Annotated in this window: 17 protein-coding genes; 15 read left to right on the forward strand and 2 right to left on the reverse strand. The window is 35.7% G+C overall.

Annotation, left to right across the window (positions count from 1 at the left end; all coding sequences use genetic code 11):
• Positions 1-9 precede the first annotated feature (9 nt).
• Complete coding sequence (locus ATHE_RS03055) at positions 10-705, reverse strand: hypothetical protein (RefSeq protein ID WP_015907190.1); 696 nt, start codon at positions 703-705, stop codon at positions 10-12.
• 295 nt (positions 706-1000) lie between these two features.
• Between ATHE_RS03055 and ATHE_RS03060 the strand changes: the two genes are divergently transcribed.
• The 15 genes from ATHE_RS03060 to ATHE_RS03125 all read left to right on the forward strand — a co-directional run bounded on the left by ATHE_RS03060 (position 1001) and on the right by ATHE_RS03125 (position 17351).
• Positions 1001-2308: an extracellular solute-binding protein gene (locus ATHE_RS03060; protein WP_015907191.1), complete on the forward strand. Its 1308-nt coding sequence runs from the start codon at positions 1001-1003 to the stop codon at positions 2306-2308.
• Between the two features lie 131 nt (positions 2309-2439).
• Entirely contained in the window at positions 2440-3330 is an 891-nt protein-coding gene (locus ATHE_RS03065) for a carbohydrate ABC transporter permease (protein ID WP_015907192.1), read from the forward strand.
• Positions 3331-3367: 37 nt separating this feature from the next.
• Positions 3368-4195, forward strand: coding sequence for a carbohydrate ABC transporter permease (locus tag ATHE_RS03070; protein ID WP_015907193.1), 828 nt, complete (start codon positions 3368-3370; stop codon positions 4193-4195).
• A gap of 92 nt (positions 4196-4287) precedes the next feature.
• On the forward strand, positions 4288-5487 hold the full coding sequence (locus tag ATHE_RS03075) for an ROK family transcriptional regulator (RefSeq protein ID WP_015907194.1): 1200 nt from the start codon (positions 4288-4290) through the stop codon (positions 5485-5487).
• Positions 5488-5501: 14 nt separating this feature from the next.
• On the forward strand, positions 5502-7571 hold the full coding sequence (locus ATHE_RS03080; RefSeq protein ID WP_015907195.1) for an endo-1,4-beta-xylanase: 2070 nt from the start codon (positions 5502-5504) through the stop codon (positions 7569-7571).
• 175 nt (positions 7572-7746) lie between these two features.
• Positions 7747-8811, forward strand: a complete 1065-nt coding sequence (locus ATHE_RS03085; RefSeq protein WP_015907196.1) for a bifunctional phosphoglucose/phosphomannose isomerase — start codon at positions 7747-7749, stop codon at positions 8809-8811.
• Positions 8812-8850: 39 nt separating this feature from the next.
• The gene (locus ATHE_RS03090) at positions 8851-9573 is read left to right on the forward strand and encodes a phosphatase (protein WP_015907197.1); all 723 of its coding nucleotides are present in this window, start codon (positions 8851-8853) and stop codon (positions 9571-9573) included.
• A 28-nt stretch (positions 9574-9601) separates the two neighbouring features.
• On the forward strand, positions 9602-10573 hold the full coding sequence (fba, locus tag ATHE_RS03095) for a class II fructose-1,6-bisphosphate aldolase (RefSeq protein ID WP_013289899.1): 972 nt from the start codon (positions 9602-9604) through the stop codon (positions 10571-10573).
• A 177-nt stretch (positions 10574-10750) separates the two neighbouring features.
• A complete protein-coding gene (gene scfA, locus ATHE_RS14235; protein ID WP_013289901.1) occupies positions 10751-10894 on the forward strand; it encodes a six-cysteine ranthipeptide SCIFF in 144 nt (47 codons plus the stop codon).
• A gap of 103 nt (positions 10895-10997) precedes the next feature.
• Positions 10998-12359 (forward strand): thioether cross-link-forming SCIFF peptide maturase, encoded by a 1362-nt coding sequence (gene scfB / locus ATHE_RS03100; RefSeq protein WP_015907198.1) that lies wholly within the window; start codon positions 10998-11000, stop codon positions 12357-12359.
• Position 12360: 1 nt separating this feature from the next.
• On the forward strand, positions 12361-12876 hold the full coding sequence (locus tag ATHE_RS03105; RefSeq protein WP_015907199.1) for a gamma carbonic anhydrase family protein: 516 nt from the start codon (positions 12361-12363) through the stop codon (positions 12874-12876).
• Between the two features lie 125 nt (positions 12877-13001).
• Positions 13002-14249, forward strand: a complete 1248-nt coding sequence (gene secD, locus ATHE_RS03110) for a protein translocase subunit SecD (RefSeq protein ID WP_015907200.1) — start codon at positions 13002-13004, stop codon at positions 14247-14249.
• Complete coding sequence (gene secF, locus ATHE_RS03115) at positions 14250-15182, forward strand: protein translocase subunit SecF (RefSeq protein ID WP_015907201.1); 933 nt, start codon at positions 14250-14252, stop codon at positions 15180-15182.
• A gap of 130 nt (positions 15183-15312) precedes the next feature.
• Complete coding sequence (locus ATHE_RS03120; protein WP_015907202.1) at positions 15313-16980, forward strand: ribonuclease J; 1668 nt, start codon at positions 15313-15315, stop codon at positions 16978-16980.
• Positions 16981-17120: 140 nt separating this feature from the next.
• Positions 17121-17351 (forward strand): YlmC/YmxH family sporulation protein, encoded by a 231-nt coding sequence (locus ATHE_RS03125; RefSeq protein WP_015907203.1) that lies wholly within the window; start codon positions 17121-17123, stop codon positions 17349-17351.
• 3 nt (positions 17352-17354) lie between these two features.
• On the opposite strand, the gene ATHE_RS03130 is transcribed toward ATHE_RS03125, so the two are convergent.
• Positions 17355-18071 carry a carbon-nitrogen hydrolase family protein gene (locus ATHE_RS03130; RefSeq protein ID WP_041727071.1) on the reverse strand — a complete coding sequence of 239 codons (717 nt, stop codon included), beginning with the start codon at positions 18069-18071 and terminating at the stop codon, positions 17355-17357.

Genomic DNA, 18071 nt, shown 5'->3' on the forward strand with positions numbered 1-18071 from the left:
AGCGTTTTTCTAATCCTCGTCTCCTTTCTTTATCACAGTAAATTTATAAACCGACTTTAAAAACACATTAAAAAAGTCGTTTGGGCTGTGGTCTTTTATCACAGATAAGAGCGAATATTCTTCTGGTTTTTTACTTCTATCGACATAGACTGTAAGGACAATCATTTCACCGTCAATTAAAGAACTTTTATTGCTTTCAATCTTTTCTAAAGGATAAAACATTACAGCAGCATTTATATACTTTGATGTTACGTCAATTTTTTCAATGTACACATCATAAATTCCTTTTTCAAAGACATTTGACATCAAGATTTGAGACTTGATAAAACTAATAACAGGGTTATAATATTTCATCTCAGATGCAGAAACCTTATTTTTATAGTAAATTTTCTGAGTAGTGATCCCATTTGAATTTTTACTACTTACAATATAAATGGAATCTGAAACCTTTTGAGCGTAAACATTGTCAGAGATAGTAATATTTCCATATATTTGTTGATTTTCATACGGCTTACTGTATACAGAAGTCGAAATGTATGATCTATTATCAGAAATTTTGTTTGGGGCTGTTATATAATACTGACGATTAGAAGAAGATTTAATCTCATTTTTTATCTTAACGTTGTTAACAATAGTAGTTATGATATACATAGGTACAAGCAAGAACGCAAGAATGGTAAAAAGTTTTACTATTGTTTTGTTCATAGTTTTAAAATCTCCTCAACAAAAGTGTATATTGAAATATCTAATTTAGATTATAAAACATTTCAACCAAAAAATCAGCTTCAAAAGCTCATTTGAAATTGTTAGCATTTAACAATATAAAGTTATATATTTCATTACAGAAGCTAATAAAAATACAACAAAAATATATTGAAAGATGACAAATTATTTAATATTAATTAACAAAAGATTAAAAAATCGAAGAAGGAGTTTTAAAATTTGCAGCGAAATATATAAATAGTTTGTTTAAGAAATAAACCAAAAGGAGTGATTTAATGTGAAGAGGCTTGGAAAAATTGTAGCGTTGGTAACTTTGGTTGTTTTTATGTTGAGCTTAGTTTTAGTTTTTTCACCATCTGAAAAGGCTTTCAGCTCAGCTGGTGGAACAAAGAAGATTGTATTTTGGCACATCACAACTGATGCTGTCGGAAAGCAAATGATTCAAAACCAAGTAAACAGATTTTTGAAAGCGCATCCAGACTTTAAGGTTGAAGTAGTTCCGCTACAGAATGATTCATTCAAGACAAAATTGAAAATTGCTATGGGTTCTAACCAGGCACCAGATGTATTTGTTACATGGGGTGGCGGTCCTTTCTTTGAATATGTAAGGGCTGGTAAGGTAAAAGATATTACAGCTTATATGAACGAGAAAAATTATAAGAGCAGATTTGTTGATGCAGCATTTGGGCCAATTACTTATAACAATAAGATATGGGCAGTTCCAGTTGAAGGCGCTGGTGTTGCGCTTGTATGGTACAATAAGGAAATATTCAAAAAATACAATTTGAAAGTACCAACGACTTATGATGAGTTTCTAAATATTGTAAAGGTATTAAAATCAAAAGGAATAACTCCAATAACTCTTGCTAATAAAACAAAATGGCCTGGTTGTTTCTGGTACTGGAATTTGGTAAATAAATTAGGTGGTGCTTCAGCGTTTGAAAAAGCTGCTGAGAGAACAGGTGGTAGCTTTGCAGATGAACCGTTTGTGAAAGCAGGTCAAATGCTTCAGGATTTGGTCAAAATGGGGGCATTCCCAAAAGGATTTAATGGACTTGACTGGGATACGGGACAATCAAGAATGCTTTTATACTCTGGTAAAGCTGCAATGGAATTAATGGGAACTTGGCAGATACCTATAGTAAAGGCTGAAAAGAAAGAATTTTATGAAAAGAATCTTGATTTCTTCCCATTCCCATCGATTAAGGGTGGGAAAGGAGATCCAACAAGTTTAGTTGGGATGGCGTCTTCAAACTACTATGCTGTGACAACTACATGTAAGTATCCAAAAGAAGCATTCAATATGATTCAATACTTGATTGATGATCAGGCTGTAAAAGAGAGAATTAACTATGGACAAATTCCTCCTGTAAAAGGATTAAAGTTTTCTGATCCAATGCTTCAAAAGGTTTACAACATAGTTGCAAAAGCAAAGAGTATTCAGCTTTGGTGGGATCAATACCTTCCACCACAACTTGCAGAGACTCATAAGGATATTGTGCAATCTCTCTTTGGCTTGACAATTACACCAAAAGCTGCTGCAGAAAAAATGGAGAAAGCTGCTAAGGAATATTTCAAGAAGTAAGAATTAAATATTTTATACTGATAAAGAAAATTGGTATTAGCCATGGAAAGTAAATCTCCATGGCTAATACCAATTCAATTTTCTATAAAACTGTTTAAATTAAAACTTAATTTTGGGGAGTGAAGTTAAAGTTGCAGAGAGATAAGGCATCAAAACTAATGCAAAATTTAGGCATTTTATTGTTTTTGGCTCCTGCTTTAATTCTTATTGGAGTTTATATAATTTGGCCAATAATTATGTCTTTTGACCTCAGTATGTACGAATGGGACGGTGTTTCTCCTCAAAAATTATATCTTGGTTTTAAAAACTGGATTGATCTTATACATGACTCGATATTTTGGCACGCATTTGGTAATAATATTAAATTTATATTTTTTTCTATAATAATTGAAATGCCAATTGCAATATTGATAGCAGTAATGCTTGATAGAGGTGGCAAAAAGTTTGATGCATTTAAGTCACTGTTTTATCTTCCGATGTTAATGTCATCAGTGGCGATTGGTGTACTATTTAAATATATATATGATCCATCATTTGGGCTTTTAGCTGGAATACTTAACTTTTTACACCTTGACTTTTTAAATCAAGATTGGCTGGGTGATCCAAATGTAGCTTTCTACTCTGTTGTTGCTGTTATATGTTGGCAATATATACCTTTTTATATGATATTCTTTATAGCTGCAATTTCTAACATTCCTCATGAACTTTACGAAGCAGCAAGAATAGACGGGGCAACACAAGGTCAGTATTTTTGGAAAATAGAACTTCCTCTTTTAGCTCCGTCCATAAAGACTGCTTGTATTTTATCCTTGATTGGTTCTCTTAAATATTTTGATTTGATTTATGTTATGACAGAGGGCGGACCGTCAAACGCAACAGAACTCATGGCAACTTATATGTATAAAAACGCTTTTGCCTCATTTAAGATGGGATATGGCAGCACAATTGCTTCGGCAATGTTCATAATAATTACAACAGCAGGAATTTTAGCATATTTTGCGACAAAGAAAAAAGAAGCTTAAATTTTAAGTTTGCGCCAAAAGGAGGTACAATACTATAATGGGTTTTGCAAAAGAAATTAAAAAATGGTATTTCATATTTTTAGCTATATGGACATTAGTTGCAGATGTGCCATTTTTGTTTATGTTTTTTACGTCTATAAAAACACAATCAGAGCTACTTGAAGGTAACACATGGCAAATACCAAAACAGCCTACTGTTGGAAACTATTCAACTGTAATTCATGGTAGTTTTTTTAACTACCTCAAAAATAGTGTTATTGCAGTTTCAATTTCAGTAATTTTAATACTTATTATATCTTCAATGGCAGCGTATGTATTTGCGAGAATGAAATTTTCTCTGAATAATATATTGTATTCTCTTATAATTGCAGGAATGGCAATTCCTATTCATGTTACTTTAATCCCAATTTATGTTCTTACTAATAAAATTAAGTTATATGATACTATATTTGCATTAATTGGGCCGTATGTAGCATTAAGTTTGCCTATGTCAATATTTATCCTGACAGAGTTTATGCGAGAGATTCCTATTGAGCTTGAAGAAGCAGCTAAAATAGATGGATGTTCCATGTTTAGATTGTATTCTGATATCCTTCTTCCTCTTTCGAGACCTGCTTTAATTACAGTTGGCATATACAATGGGACATACCTTTGGAATGAGTTTGTTTTTGCTTTAGTATTAACAAGTTCGCCAGATAAAAGGACACTCCCACTTGGCATTTGGGATTTTCAGGCGAGGTATGGTTCAGACATACCAGCTATCATGGCATTCTTAACATTATCGCTTTTGCCAATGTTGATTGCGTATATTTTGGGTCAGGACAAAATTATAAAAGGTATGATGGCAGGTGCAGTAAAAGGATAAGAAGTTGTTTTAGCGTCAAAAACTGTTTTCCCGCAACCTATTTTTGTTGTATAATAATTTGCAAAGCTTAATTAGCAAAGGAAAATGACAGGATGGGTAACCACACGCTACTAAAGCAAATAAACAAGCTTTTGGTTTTGAAAACAATTTTGGACAACAAGATAATATCTCGTACAAAGATATCGAAACTTGTAGATTTAAATAAAGCAACAGTCTCAAACCTCACCGATGAGCTCATAAAAGAAGGGTATGTAGTAGAAAAAGGATACGGTAAGTCCAAAGGCGGAAGAAGACCTGTCCTTTTACAGGTAAACAAAGATGTAGGTTCAATCATCGGAATTGACTTAGGTGTTGACTATATTCATATTATTCTCTCAAACTTTGTGGGAGAAGTTATTTTTGAAGAATATGCCAACATGAAAATAGGTGAGGATAAGGAAAAACTTTTAAGGCTTCTTTTTGACCTGATTGAAAAATCAGTAAAAAAGGCGCCACAAACTCCAAAAGGGATTTTAGGTATTGGAATTGGTGTTCCAGGTATTATAGAAAAAGAGTCTGGAACTGTCCTTCTTGCTCCCAATTTGAAATGGCAAAATGTCCCTTTGAGGTCAATTGTTCAGCAAAAGTTCAACCTCCCTGTTTATATTGACAATGAAGCAAATGCAGGCGCACTGGGCGAAAAGTGGTTTGGTGAGTGGGGAAAAGTTAGTGATTTGATTTATTTGAGTGTTGGAATTGGGCTTGGTGCAGGAATTATTATCGACAACAAACTTTTCAGAGGTGCTGCAGGATTTGCAGGTGAAGTTGGACATACCACTATCAACTTTCAGGACGATGTTTGCAGCTGCGGCAATATTGGCTGTCTTGAGAACTTTGCATCCGAGAGGGCACTTTTGAGTGTTATAAAAAAGCTTGTAAAACAAGGAGTAGAGGATAGGTATATAAGCTGGGAAAATGTAGATGAAATCACTCCTTCTCGGATAATACAAGCAGCAAAAGAAGGAAGCAGAGTTTGCAGAATGGCTATACTTGAGGTTGCTGAAAAGATGGGGATAGGCGTGGCAAATCTTGTAAATATTTTTAATCCTGAAATGGTAATTATAGGTAATAAGGCATCATTTTTTGGAGAGTTGTTTTTAGAAAAATTGAGGGAAGTAATTAACCAGAGATCCTTTATCGCCCAGTTTTATAATCTTAAGATAGAGGTTTCAAAACTGAAAGACAGAGCTGTGGTGCTGGGATGTATAGCTATGGTGATTTCCGACATGCTTTCTTTTCCAGAATATGCATGAGGAGGAGGTACTAAGTGAGTGTTTGTCTTTATAAAAGGTTGAAAAGGTTTTCAGTATTGATTTTAGTAATTTTATTTTTGATTGTAACCTTAATTGGTATAGAAACTACTAAAACTAGTAGAGTCATTGGAGAAACAAAAAAGAGTTTTGTGGAGTATAATTTTGAAAATAGGTTTATAGCACCATTTAAAGCGTCAGGAAAATCTATGAGTTTAAGGATTGACAATACAACAGCAGCAGAAGGGACCTTTTCACTTCTTGCAAGTGGCCGAAAGCAAATAGATGATGGAATTTTGCTTGATGTAACCAATCTTATAGATTATGCAAATGAATATAAAATTACTCTATATGTTTATCACAAGTCAAGCAAAATGCAGCGTTTTGTTGTGAGTAGCGAAATTGAGACAAAAAGCGGAAAAGAAAACAAACTGCTGTGTGAAAAAATTATTATTCCAAAAAGTTGGAAAAAACTTGATGCAAATTTAAATTTGACTGAGCAAAAAGGGATAAAAAAAGTTTGGCTAAAGGTATATGTGCCAACCTCAACCACAAATTTTTACGTTGACCTTTTTACACTCAAAGTTGCTGACAAATCTCATCTAATAAAATTTGAAAACTTTGAAGATAAAAGTATAGCAGGATTTATCTCTCAAGATAAAAAATGTAAATTATCCATTTCAAAAGAAAAAGCTTACCAAGGTACATATAGCATAAAAGTTCAGCAAACAGTTAAAAGACAAAACACAACAGTTATCTTGCCTGTAAAAGGAACATTTGAAAAGGGGAAAAGTTATTCAATATCTTTTTATATGCATCAATCCATTCTAAAGAGTTTAAATTTTGCAGTTGGTATAAGGTTTCTGGAAAGTGGAAAGAATATGAGAGAGATTGTGCTTGGGAGGGTAACCATTCCAAAGAATAAGTGGACAGAAGTATTTGCAAGTTATACGCCCTCTTTGGATTCAAAGATAAAAGACTTTGTGATTTTCATAAGACCCCTCTCAGATATTTCCTATTACTATATCGACAACTTTACAATTTCAGATGATGGATGGTATTCAGCTGTACCTGATTTAGATTTACCTTCTTTGAGAGAGAAATACAAAAACTACTTTAAAATTGGTGTTGCTGTACCATACAGGGCTTTGACAAATCCAGTTGATGTTGCTTTCATAAAGAGACATTTTAACAGCATTACAGCAGAGAATGAGATGAAGCCAGAAGCACTTGAACCAATAGAGGACAATTTCAACTTTTCAATTGCTGATGAGTATCTTAATTTCTGCAGAAAGAATAATATAGCTATTCGTGGTCACACACTTGTGTGGCATCAGCAAACCCCAAACTGGTTTTTTGAAAACCCTCAGACAGGGAAAAAGCTGACGAATAGTGAAAAAGACAAAAAGATACTTTTAGAGAGGCTAAAAAAGTATATCCAGACAGTTGTTTCAAGATACAAGGGGAGAATATATGCATGGGATGTGGTAAATGAAGCTATTGATGAGAATGAGCCAGATGGATTTAGAAGAAGTGACTGGTTTAATGTATTGGGTCCAGAGTATATCGAAAAAGCGTTCATATACGCTCATCAGGCAGACCCTAACGCTCAGCTTTTTTACAATGACTACAGCACAGAAAATCCAGTAAAGAGAGAATATATTTACAAGCTAATAAAGAGTCTAAGAGAAAAAGGAATACCCATTCATGGTGTTGGTCTTCAGTGTCATATTTCTGTAAGCTGGCCAAGCGTTGAAGAGGTAGAAAAAACTATAAAACTTTTTAGCAGCATTCCTGGTATTAAGATACATGTCACAGAAATTGATATAAGTGTGGCAAAAGAATATGGTGAAGACATAGATGAAGAAACAAAAAGATATCTTTTGATTCAGCAGGCAAGAAAGTTAAAAGATCTTTTTGATGTGTTCAAAAAATACAAAAATGTAGTAACAAGTGTTTCGTTCTGGGGACTCAAAGATGACTATTCATGGCTTCAAGGTGATTTTCCACTTTTGTTTGACAAAGATTATCAACCAAAATTTGCTTTCTGGAGCTTAATAGACCCGTCAGTTGTGCCAGAAGAATAAAAAGCAGATAGAATAGGAAAGCACCACAAGAAGGTTTTAAACTTCTTTAGAAGTGGTGCTTTCCTATTTTTTGTGTGGTTATAAATTCCTATTTTTTGTGTGGTTATAAAGTTGAAAAAACTGAAAAATTGTTATATTATGAAATAGAAAATTTTAAAGAAAGGAGTCTGGGAAAATGCTTGATAATTTAGAGACAATTGCACAGAATGACCCAAGCGGTATGTTTGAGTCAGTTTATAATCTTCCTGAGCAAATTCAAAAAGCATACGAAATAGGCAAAAATATTAGCGTGAATGTAAAAGCAGAAGATATAGATAAGGTTGTGATTACAGGTCTTGGCGGTTCAGCAATAGGTGGAAACCTTTTGAGAGTATTTGTCCTTGATAAGTGCAAAATTCCTGTGATTGTTAACAGAGACTATGTACTTCCTGCGTATGTTGACTCTAAAACTCTTGTTATAGCGTCCAGCTACTCAGGTAACACCGAAGAGACACTTTCTGCATACCAGGATGCAAAGGCAAAAGGAGCAAAAATCATTGCAATCACAACAGGCGGAAAGTTAAAAGAGTTTGCCGAAAAAGACGGATTTGATGTAATCACAATTCCAAGCGGGCTTCAGCCAAGAGCTGCACTTGGATACTCATTCATTCCACTCTTGATGCTATTTGTCAAACTTGGTTTGATTGAACCTGTTGATGACCAGATAGAAGAGACAGTAAAGGTTTTAAGTGACTTGAGAGAAAGATATAAACCAGAGGTGCCGGAAGAGAAAAACCTTGCAAAGAGACTTACACTAAAACTTTGGAATAAGCTCCCAATCATATATGGCATTAGTGGAACCACAGAGGTCATTGCAGAGAGATGGAAGGGTCAGATTTGTGAAAATTCAAAATCACCAGCATATTTCAATGTGTTTTCAGAACTCAACCACAACGAGATAGTTGGAACTGAGTCGCCAAAACATATTCTTGGACTTTTTGAAATTGTAATGCTCCATGACACAGAAGACCACAAGAGAAATGCAATCAGAATGGATATTACAAAAGACCTTATAAAGGGTGTTGTGTCTGGTGTAAATGATATATACTCAATCGGAAATTCAAGACTTGCAAGAATGTTTTCTCTAATCTACTTAGGCGACTATGTATCGCTTTATCTTGCAACACTTTATCAGAATGACCCAACTCCTGTGAAAAAGATTGATATTTTGAAGAACAAACTTGCAGAGATTAAAGATTAATGTATTTGACAAAAATTTTTGATGAGAGCTGAGAGAAAGATGTTTTTGGAAGTTGAGACGCACTGTCATACCATTGCAAGCGGTCATGCTTACAATAACTTGGAAGAGATGGTACTTGAGGCACAGAAAAAAGGTTTGAAAGGGATATGTATTACAGACCACGGCCCTGAGATGCCAGGGTCGTGTAGCAGTTTATATTTTTACAATCTAATTGTGGTACCGAGAAAAATAAATGGTATAATGGTATTTAGAGGGTGCGAGGCAAATATTGTTGACTACGAAGGCAGAATAGATATCCCGGAAGATGCCCTGAAAAGGCTTGATTTTGTGATTGCAAGCCTGCATGATGTTTGTATCCCGAGTGGGACAGTTTCTGACCATACCAGGGCACTCATTGGTGCTATCAAAAATCCGTATATACACTGTATAGGGCATCCGGGGAATCCGCTATATGAAATTGACAAAGAAGAGGTTGTGCTTGCTGCAAAGGAATATAAAAAAGCAATTGAGATAAACAACTCTTCGTTTTATGTTCGTGAAAAAAGTAAAGAAAATTGCATAGAAATTTTAAAGCTGTGCAAAAAATATGGTGTGTACATTGCTATGGGCTCAGATGCACACTACAAAGCAGACATTGGCAGATGTGAAATTACTCAAAAACTTGTGTGTGAATATGAATTTCCGCCTGAGCTTATTGTCAACAAAAGCTTAGAAAGCTTTATAAGCTTTCTAAAGCTTCATGGAAAGGATATTGATATTTAAAACAAAAACTTTGAGGAGGTAATTTAAAATGCCGTTAGTTACCACAAGAGAAATGTTTAAAAAAGCGGCCGAAGGCAAGTACGCAATAGGTGCATTTAACGTCAACAACATGGAGATTATCCAGGGAATTGTTGAGGCTGCAAAGGAGGAACAGGCACCGCTTATTTTGCAGGTTTCAGCAGGTGCAAGAAAGTATGCAAAGCACATCTATCTTATCAAGCTTGTTGAAGCAGCTTTGGAAGATTCTGGAGATCTTCCGATAGCCCTTCATCTTGACCATGGCGAGGACTTTGAAATTTGCAAAGCTTGTATTGACGGTGGATTTACTTCTGTTATGATTGATGGGTCAAGGCTTCCTTTTGAGGAAAATATTGCTCTTACAAAAAAGGTTGTTGAATATGCTCATGAACGCGGGGTTGTGGTGGAGGCAGAGCTTGGCAAGCTTGCCGGAATTGAGGACAATGTGAAGGTTGCAGAGCATGAAGCGGCGTTTACTGACCCTGACCAGGCGGCAGAATTTGTTGAAAGAACGGGTGTTGACTCTTTAGCTGTTGCAATTGGAACAAGCCATGGAGCGTACAAATTTAAAGGCGATCCAAGGCTTGATTTTGAAAGACTTCAGAAGATTGTTGAAAAGCTTCCAAAAGATTTTCCAATTGTTCTTCATGGTGCATCAACAGTCTTGCCTGAATTTGTTGAGATGTGTAACAAGTATGGAGGAAATATTCCAGGTGCAAAAGGTGTACCAGAGGATATGCTCAGAAAAGCAGCAGAGCTTGGTGTGCGAAAGATTAACATTGATACTGATTTGAGACTTGCAATGACCGCAGCTATCAGAAAACACCTTTATGAGCATCCTGACCATTTTGACCCAAGGCAGTATCTCAAAGATGGCAGAGATGCAATAAAAGAGATGGTAAAACACAAGCTTAGAAATGTTCTTGGCTGTGCGGGCAAGGCTCCCGAAATTTTAGAGGAGATAAAGAAAAACAGAGGATAAAAAATACTGCCTAATAAAGGGCGAGGGAAAAACCTTGCCCTTTTTCTTTTGACAAAATTGTATTGTAAAATAGTTTGTGGTAAAATACTATATGTTGTTTATGCGTATGACGCATATTTTTACGAAAGAAGAATAAGTTTAAAAACTTCTTACTTTAAAAGGAGGGTTTAAGGCTTTATGAAGCATATAAAGGTTGTTGTAAAAAATGCTCTTTCAAAAACAGTTGTTTCTGGCGGCTGTGGTGAGTGCCAGGCATCCTGCCAGTCAGCTTGCAAGACATCTTGTACTGTTGGAAACCAAATTTGCAAAAACAGAAAATAATCTTCTGTGAGTGGGCTGTCAAAAAATTTTTTTGAGGGCAGCCCTGCGCAAAACTTTTTTAATTTAAAATGTGATAAAGCAGGAGGAAGACAAATAGGAAAAGATGGTTCATACGTTTGAGAAGTTTGGACTCAAAATTGTAGTGGATGTGGCATCAGGTTCAATTTTCACAGTTGATAGTGTTGCTTATGAGGTAATAAAGTATTACAAAGAAAATGGAAGTTTTGATGGAGTAGAAGATGCACTTGAGTTTGATAAACAGCAGATAGCTGAGGCAGTTTTTGAAGTAAAAAGCTTGATTGAACAAGGAGTTCTGTTTTCTGAGGATACTTATAAGGATATGAATTTGATTGAAAAAAGAAATCTGGTTATAAAGGCAATGTGCCTTCATGTTGCTCACGACTGTGACCTTCGGTGCAGGTACTGTTTTGCATCAAGTGGTAGTTTCAAACAAGAAAGAAAACTTATGAGCTTTGATGTTGGCAAAAAGGCAATAGGTTTTTTGCTTCAAAATTCTGGTTCAAGACAGAACTTAGAGGTTGATTTTTTTGGTGGAGAGCCACTTTTGAATTTCGATGTGGTAAAAAAGATTGTTGAATATGCAAGAGAAGAAGAGAAGAAGTATAACAAGAAAATATCTTTTACACTGACAACAAATGCAACAAACCTTTCAGACGATATAATTGAATATCTAAACCAGAACATGGAAAATGTTGTACTCAGCCATGATGGAAGACCTGAAGTCAATGACTTTATGAGGATTGACAGAAACGGTAATGGCACCTATAGCAAAATCACAAACAACATTTTGAGGTTTATCCAAAAAAGAAATGGGAAAACTTATTATGTGAGAGGAACATTTACAGCAAAGAACTTGGATTTTTCAAAGGACGTTTTACACTTATACAGCCTTGGGATAAAAGAAATTTCGGTTGAACCTGTTGTGCTGGACAAAAGCAGTCCCTGGGCGATACGTGAGAGTCACATCGAAAGGATAAAAGAAGAGTATGATATCTTGGCTGAGGAGTATATAAATGCGAAATTTAAAGGAGAAGGCTTTAGCTTCTTCCATTTCAATATAGACCTTACAGGTGGTCCATGTGTTTCAAAAAGACTTTCAGGGTGCGGTGCCGGGTTTGAGTATGTAGCAGTTGACCCTGAGGGTAATATATTTCCGTGCCACCAGTTTGTTGACAAACCAAGTTTCAAGTTAGGAAGCGTGTTTGAAGGCATAAAAAGACTTGATTTGGTTGAGGAGTTTAAGAAAAATACAGTGTATGAAAAAGATGAATGTTCAAAGTGCTGGGCGAGGTTTTACTGCAGTGGCGGATGTGCTGCTGCAAACTATAATATGAACGGTGATGTGAAGAAATCTTACGTTGTTGGATGCGAACTTGAAAGAAAGAGGGTGGAAAATGCAATAGCTATAAAGCTTTATCTTATGGAAAAGGGGATAAGAAGCTAAAATGATAATTTCTTATAAAGGCAAAACACCTAAAATTGCGCCTTCTGCTTTTGTTGCAGAAAATGCGGTTATCATAGGCGATGTCGAAATTGGAGAAAATTCAAGTGTATGGTTTGGTTGTGTTTTAAGGTGTGAAGAGAATAGAATTATAATTGGAAAGAATACAAATATACAGGACCTTACGACAATTCACACAGATCACTGCTGCTCTGTTATAATAGGCGACAATGTTACAGTTGGTCACAATGTAGTTCTTCATGGTTGTGAGATAGGCAACAATGTTTTAATTGGAATGGGGACTATCATTATGAACGGAAGCAAAATAGGTGATAATAGCTTGATTGGAGCAGGAAGTCTTATAACTCAAAACATGGTTATCCCGCCAAATACCCTTGTGTTTGGCAGACCTGCTAAAGTGATAAGAGAGCTCACTCCAGAGGAGATTGAAAAGATTGCAATTTCTGCAAAGGAGTATATAGAGCTTAGCAATGAGTATAAAAAGATAAAAGATTATTAAATTTTGTTTGTTGACTTTTTATCAAGTAGAAGATTATAATTTTACTGAATGAGTATTTGTCTGAGTATATATTAAATTTTCTACATGTTTTTTCTTAACCTTCTAAAAAGAAAGGAGAAAGGGTTATGCAAAATAAAAGCTTAGCAAAGTTTCTGATAGGATGCTTAGTAATAGCCTTTGCATTTTACATAGTGTTTTTTGGGCTGGAAATTGGAACTGCAAGCATCCCGTCAGTCCAAAAAGTTATAAGGTATGGGCTTGATTTGAAAGGCGGCGTTTACATTGTATATGAGGCAGCAAAAGAGAATCCAACAAGAAGAGAAATGGAATCAGCGTTGCAGCTTATCAGAACAAGGCTTGACATGAGAAACTTTTATGATGCAACGGCGACAATTCAGGGGTCAAAGAGAATAAGGGTAGAAATTCCGGGTGTCAAAGACCCTGATGAAGCTATACAATATATAGGAAGAACAGCTTTGATTGAGTTCAAGGGACCTTCTGGAGATTTGATTGTTTCAGGTAGAAACGTTGTTGATGCATATGCACAGCAGACAACATCAGGATACGTTGTTGCACTAAAGTTTGACAAAGAGGGAACAAAAAAGTTTGCAGAAGGGACAAAAAAATATTTGGGTCAGAACATTGGAATTTATCTTGATGGCAAGCTCATTTCAAATCCTGTTGTTAGAGCAGAGATTGACAATGGTGAAGCTGTGATTGAAGGTATGAAAGATCTGGAAGAGGCTAAAACACTTGCTCAGCAGATAAAAGCTGGTGCACTGCCATTTGCTTTGAATGTGATAGAGAGCAAGGCTATAGGACCTTCACTTGGAAATGAGGCTTTTAAATCAACTTTAAAGGCTGGAATTATTGGAATCTTGCTTGTGTTCCTGTTCATGATAATTTTCTACAGACTGCCAGGGCTTGTTGCAGATATAGCTTTAGTTGCTTATATAGTTATTCTGGTTGCAATTGTGGGGTATGCAAAGATAACTTTGACCCTCCCTGGTATAGCAGGTATAATTCTGTCTGCCGGCATGGCAGTTGATGCGAATATCTTGATCTTTGCAAGATTAAAAGAGGAGCTGAGAAGTGGAAAGACATTAAGAGCTGCTATGGATGCAGGTTTTAAAAGAGCGCTTAATGCTGTTATTGACTCTAACGTGACAACGATAATAGCAGGAATTGTTCTTTTGTTCTTAGGAACAGGTCCTATTAAAGGTTTTGCATGGACGCTCACAATTGGTATTGTGGTATCGTTCTTCACAGCAATCACTGTTACAAGATTTTTGCTTACTTCAATTATAAATACAGGACTTTTCAAAGATATCAGGTGGTATGGCGGTAAGAAAACCAGGGAGGTGGATGCTTAAATGACCAAGATTGATTTCATGGGGAAAAGAAAATACTTTTATATAGTTTCAATTTTGGTTATGGTAATTGGGCTGATTTCGTATTTTGTACAAGGTCTTAACTATGACATAGACTTTACAGGTGGTACAGTTTTGGAGATAAACCTTCATAAGGTTCCGACAGCTCAAGAGATATCCGAGCTTGAAAAGTTGACAAAGCAGATTACAGGGACCCAGACACCTATTGTCAGAAAAGTTGAGGATGGCAAAAAGATAATGATTAATGCACATGAGGTTCATGGCAAAAAGAAGACAGAGCTTTCAAAGGAGACAAGAGATAAGCTTTTTGGTGAAATAGCTAAAAAGTATAATCTTAAGAAAGAAGACTTGATCTCTTATCAGAATGTAGGAGCTACTATTTCATCTGAGCTAAAATCTCAGGCAATATGGGCGGTTGTGATTGCATCAATTTTGATGCTCATTTATATTGCTATCAGATTTGAGTTCCGGTTTGGTACAACTGCTGTAGCAGCACTGATTCATGACCTGTTGATTGTTTTGACTGTATATACTCTCTTTAAAATTCCACTAAATTCTACTTTTATAGCGGCAATCCTTACTGTCCTTGGTTATTCTATAAACGACACTATTGTTGTATTTGATAGGATAAGAGAAAACAGAAGGATAGCAGGGAAGATGGAACTCAAAGATCTTGTGAACCTTAGCATGAACCAGACAATAGGAAGATCAATTGCAACAGCAATGAGTGTCATTATAGTTCTTGTCGTTCTTTATATCATGGGTGTTCAGGCAATAAAAGAATTTGCGTTTCCTCTTTTGATTGGTGTTATATCAGGTACTTATTCTTCTATATTTATAGCAACAGCACTGTGGTTTGACTGGGAGCTCACCACAAGAAAGAAAAAACTTCAGGCAAAGCCGAAAAGAGCATAAAAGAATGCTTATTTTATGACTTATTTTTAAATTCTTCAAAAAAGCTCTTGCGAAAGCCATTTTCGTAAGGGCTTTTTTAAAATGCCTTTTTACCTTTTTTACATTTGATTTTTTTTTGGAGGAATTTTTTATGAAGAAGAAACAAGAACACAAAATTAGAATTATACCTCTTGGTGGATTAAATGAAATTGGTAAGAATATGACAGTGATAGAAGTAAATGACGAAATAGTTGTTATTGACTGTGGTCTTGCATTTCCAGAAGATGAGATGCTTGGCGTTGATCTTGTAATACCTGACATATCATATCTTTTAAAGAATAAAGAAAAGGTAAAGGCTTTGATTTTAACACACGGTCATGAAGACCACATTGGAGCAATACCATATGTCCTACGCGATTTAAACGTTCCGATATATGGTACAAGACTTACTCTTGGGCTTGTTGAGATAAAGCTTTTAGAATTTGGTATTGATTTGAACACTGTTAAGTTGTTTACTGTTAGGGCAGGAGATGTAATTAGCTTTAACAATATGCGCATTGAATTTATCAGGACAACACATTCGATTGCTGACTCTGTTGCTGTTGCTATACACACACCGCTTGGTCCTATAGTCCATACAGGCGATTTCAAGGTAGATTTTACGCCCATTGAGGGTGAGTCAATTGACTTAATAAGGTTTGCGGAACTTGGCAAACAAGGTGTTCTTGCACTTTTGTGCGATTCTACCAACGCAGAGAGGCCCGGTTTTACATTGTCTGAAAAGACTGTTGGCGCTACATTTGACAGAATATTCTCTCAGGCTCAAGGAAGAGTAATTGTTGCAACATTTTCGTCCCATATTCACAGAGTGCAGCAGGTCATAAACTCAGCTGAAAAGCAGGGAAGAAAGATTTGCGTCTTGGGAAGAAGTATGGTAAATGTTGTGAACAAAGCACTTGAACTTGGATATCTGAAGATGCCAGATGGAATGCTGATTGATGTTGATGAGCTTGACAACTATCCTTTGAACAAGATTGTTCTTATCACCACAGGGAGTCAAGGCGAGCCTATGTCTGCACTTTCACGAATGGCATCTGCCGAGCACAAAAAGGTAGGAATTATTCCTGGAGATGTTGTTATAATCTCAGCAGCGCCAATTCCTGGAAATGAGAAGTTTGTAAATAGAGTAATAAATGATTTGTTTAAACAGGGAGCGCAGGTTATATATGAAGATATTGATGACATTCATGTGTCAGGTCATGCCTGCCAGGAAGAGATAAAGCTTATACACAATCTTACAAGACCAAAATACAGTATTCCTGTGCATGGAGAATTCAAACACTTGATACATCATGCAAAGCTCGCAATGGAGCTTGGAGAAAAAAACGTATTTGTATTAGAAAATGGGAAGGTTTTGGAGATTACAAAAGACGGTGCAAAGGTTGTTGGAATGGTGCAGGCAGGCAATGTTCTTGTTGACGGACTTGGAGTTGGAGATGTAGGAAATGTTGTTTTGCGCGACAGACGTCATCTTGCCCAGGACGGGCTTTTCATTGTTGTGCTCACAATTGATTCGGCAACAAGAGATGTCATCTCAGGTCCTGATATAATCACAAGAGGTTTTATATATATTAGAGAATCTGAGCCCCTGATTGAAGAGGCAAAAAGAGTAATAAAGGACGTTCTTTACTTTTGTAATAAGAACGATATTACTGAGCCCAATGCAATAAAGGTAATTTTAAAAGATAATCTGAGAAATTTCTTGTTTGAAAAAACACGAAGAAATCCAATGATAATTCCAATCATAACCGAGATTTGAATTTAATTACTTATGCTAATAGAGCCGCAGGCAAATATAGAATGTACCTGCGGCTTTTTGCTAAAATGAAATTTTCACATGAAGAAAACTTTTGCATATAATAATAAAAGACAACAGTGCTTGAAAAGTGATAAAAGAAAATGTATAAGTCATCAGATTTGAGAGAAAAGGATGTAATAAACATCTCTGATGGAAAAAAGCTTGGTAAGGTTTGTGATTTAGAGGTTAATGTTAAAACTGGAAAAATAGATGCAATAGTTGTCCCGGCACCATTTTCTGTGGGCAACATCTTCTCAAAAGAAAAAGATTATGTAATTCCATGGGAAAGAATAAAAAAGATTGGTGAAGATGTTATTTTGGTTGAGATATAGGACTTAGATTTCTGCAGACAAAAGATATTCCCCTGCCTCATCAGCCTCACATATAATACATCCGCTTCTATCTACAATCAGGCTATGACCAAGACTTATCATGTTAAGATGAGCACCTGTTGCGTTTGCCAAAAAGACATAATATCCGTTTTCAACGGCTCTTGTAATAGGGATACTTCTATTTTTGTCTATTTTCCAGCGTGCTTCTTTCGGACTGTAATAGTGTGCAGCTAAAATAAATACACCGACGCATCCCCTATCTTTGTATTCTTTGAATATATTATAAAAATTCTGGTCTCTGCAGATGGCTATGCCAAAACGCTTGTGTTTGTATTTAAAAACAAGTGGATTTTTTCCGTTAGAAAATATTTTCTTTTCAATCTCAGTTGGGTGAAGCTTGTAATATTTTTCGCATCTGCCATCAGGAAATATTATCGATGCACAATTTTTTAACTCTTTACGTTCGTAAAATGGATGTCCAATTATGCAACAAACTGAGTATTTGCTTGCAAGTTGAGAGATTTTATCAAGAGCAGGCAAAATAATATCATTCAAATTAATTGATTTTAAAAGCTCAATATTATAGCCAGTCAGCGCCATTTCAGGAAAGCAGATTAAGTCTATCTCTTCGACCTTTGCTTGTTCTAAAAAATTTGCAATTTTGAGAAGATTATTTTCGATACTATTTGAGATCTTCATTTGAACAACTCCGATTTTCAT

The sequence above is a fragment of the Caldicellulosiruptor bescii DSM 6725 genome (genome assembly GCF_000022325.1).
GTDB classification, from domain to species: Bacteria; Bacillota; Thermoanaerobacteria; order Caldicellulosiruptorales; family Caldicellulosiruptoraceae; genus Caldicellulosiruptor; species Caldicellulosiruptor bescii.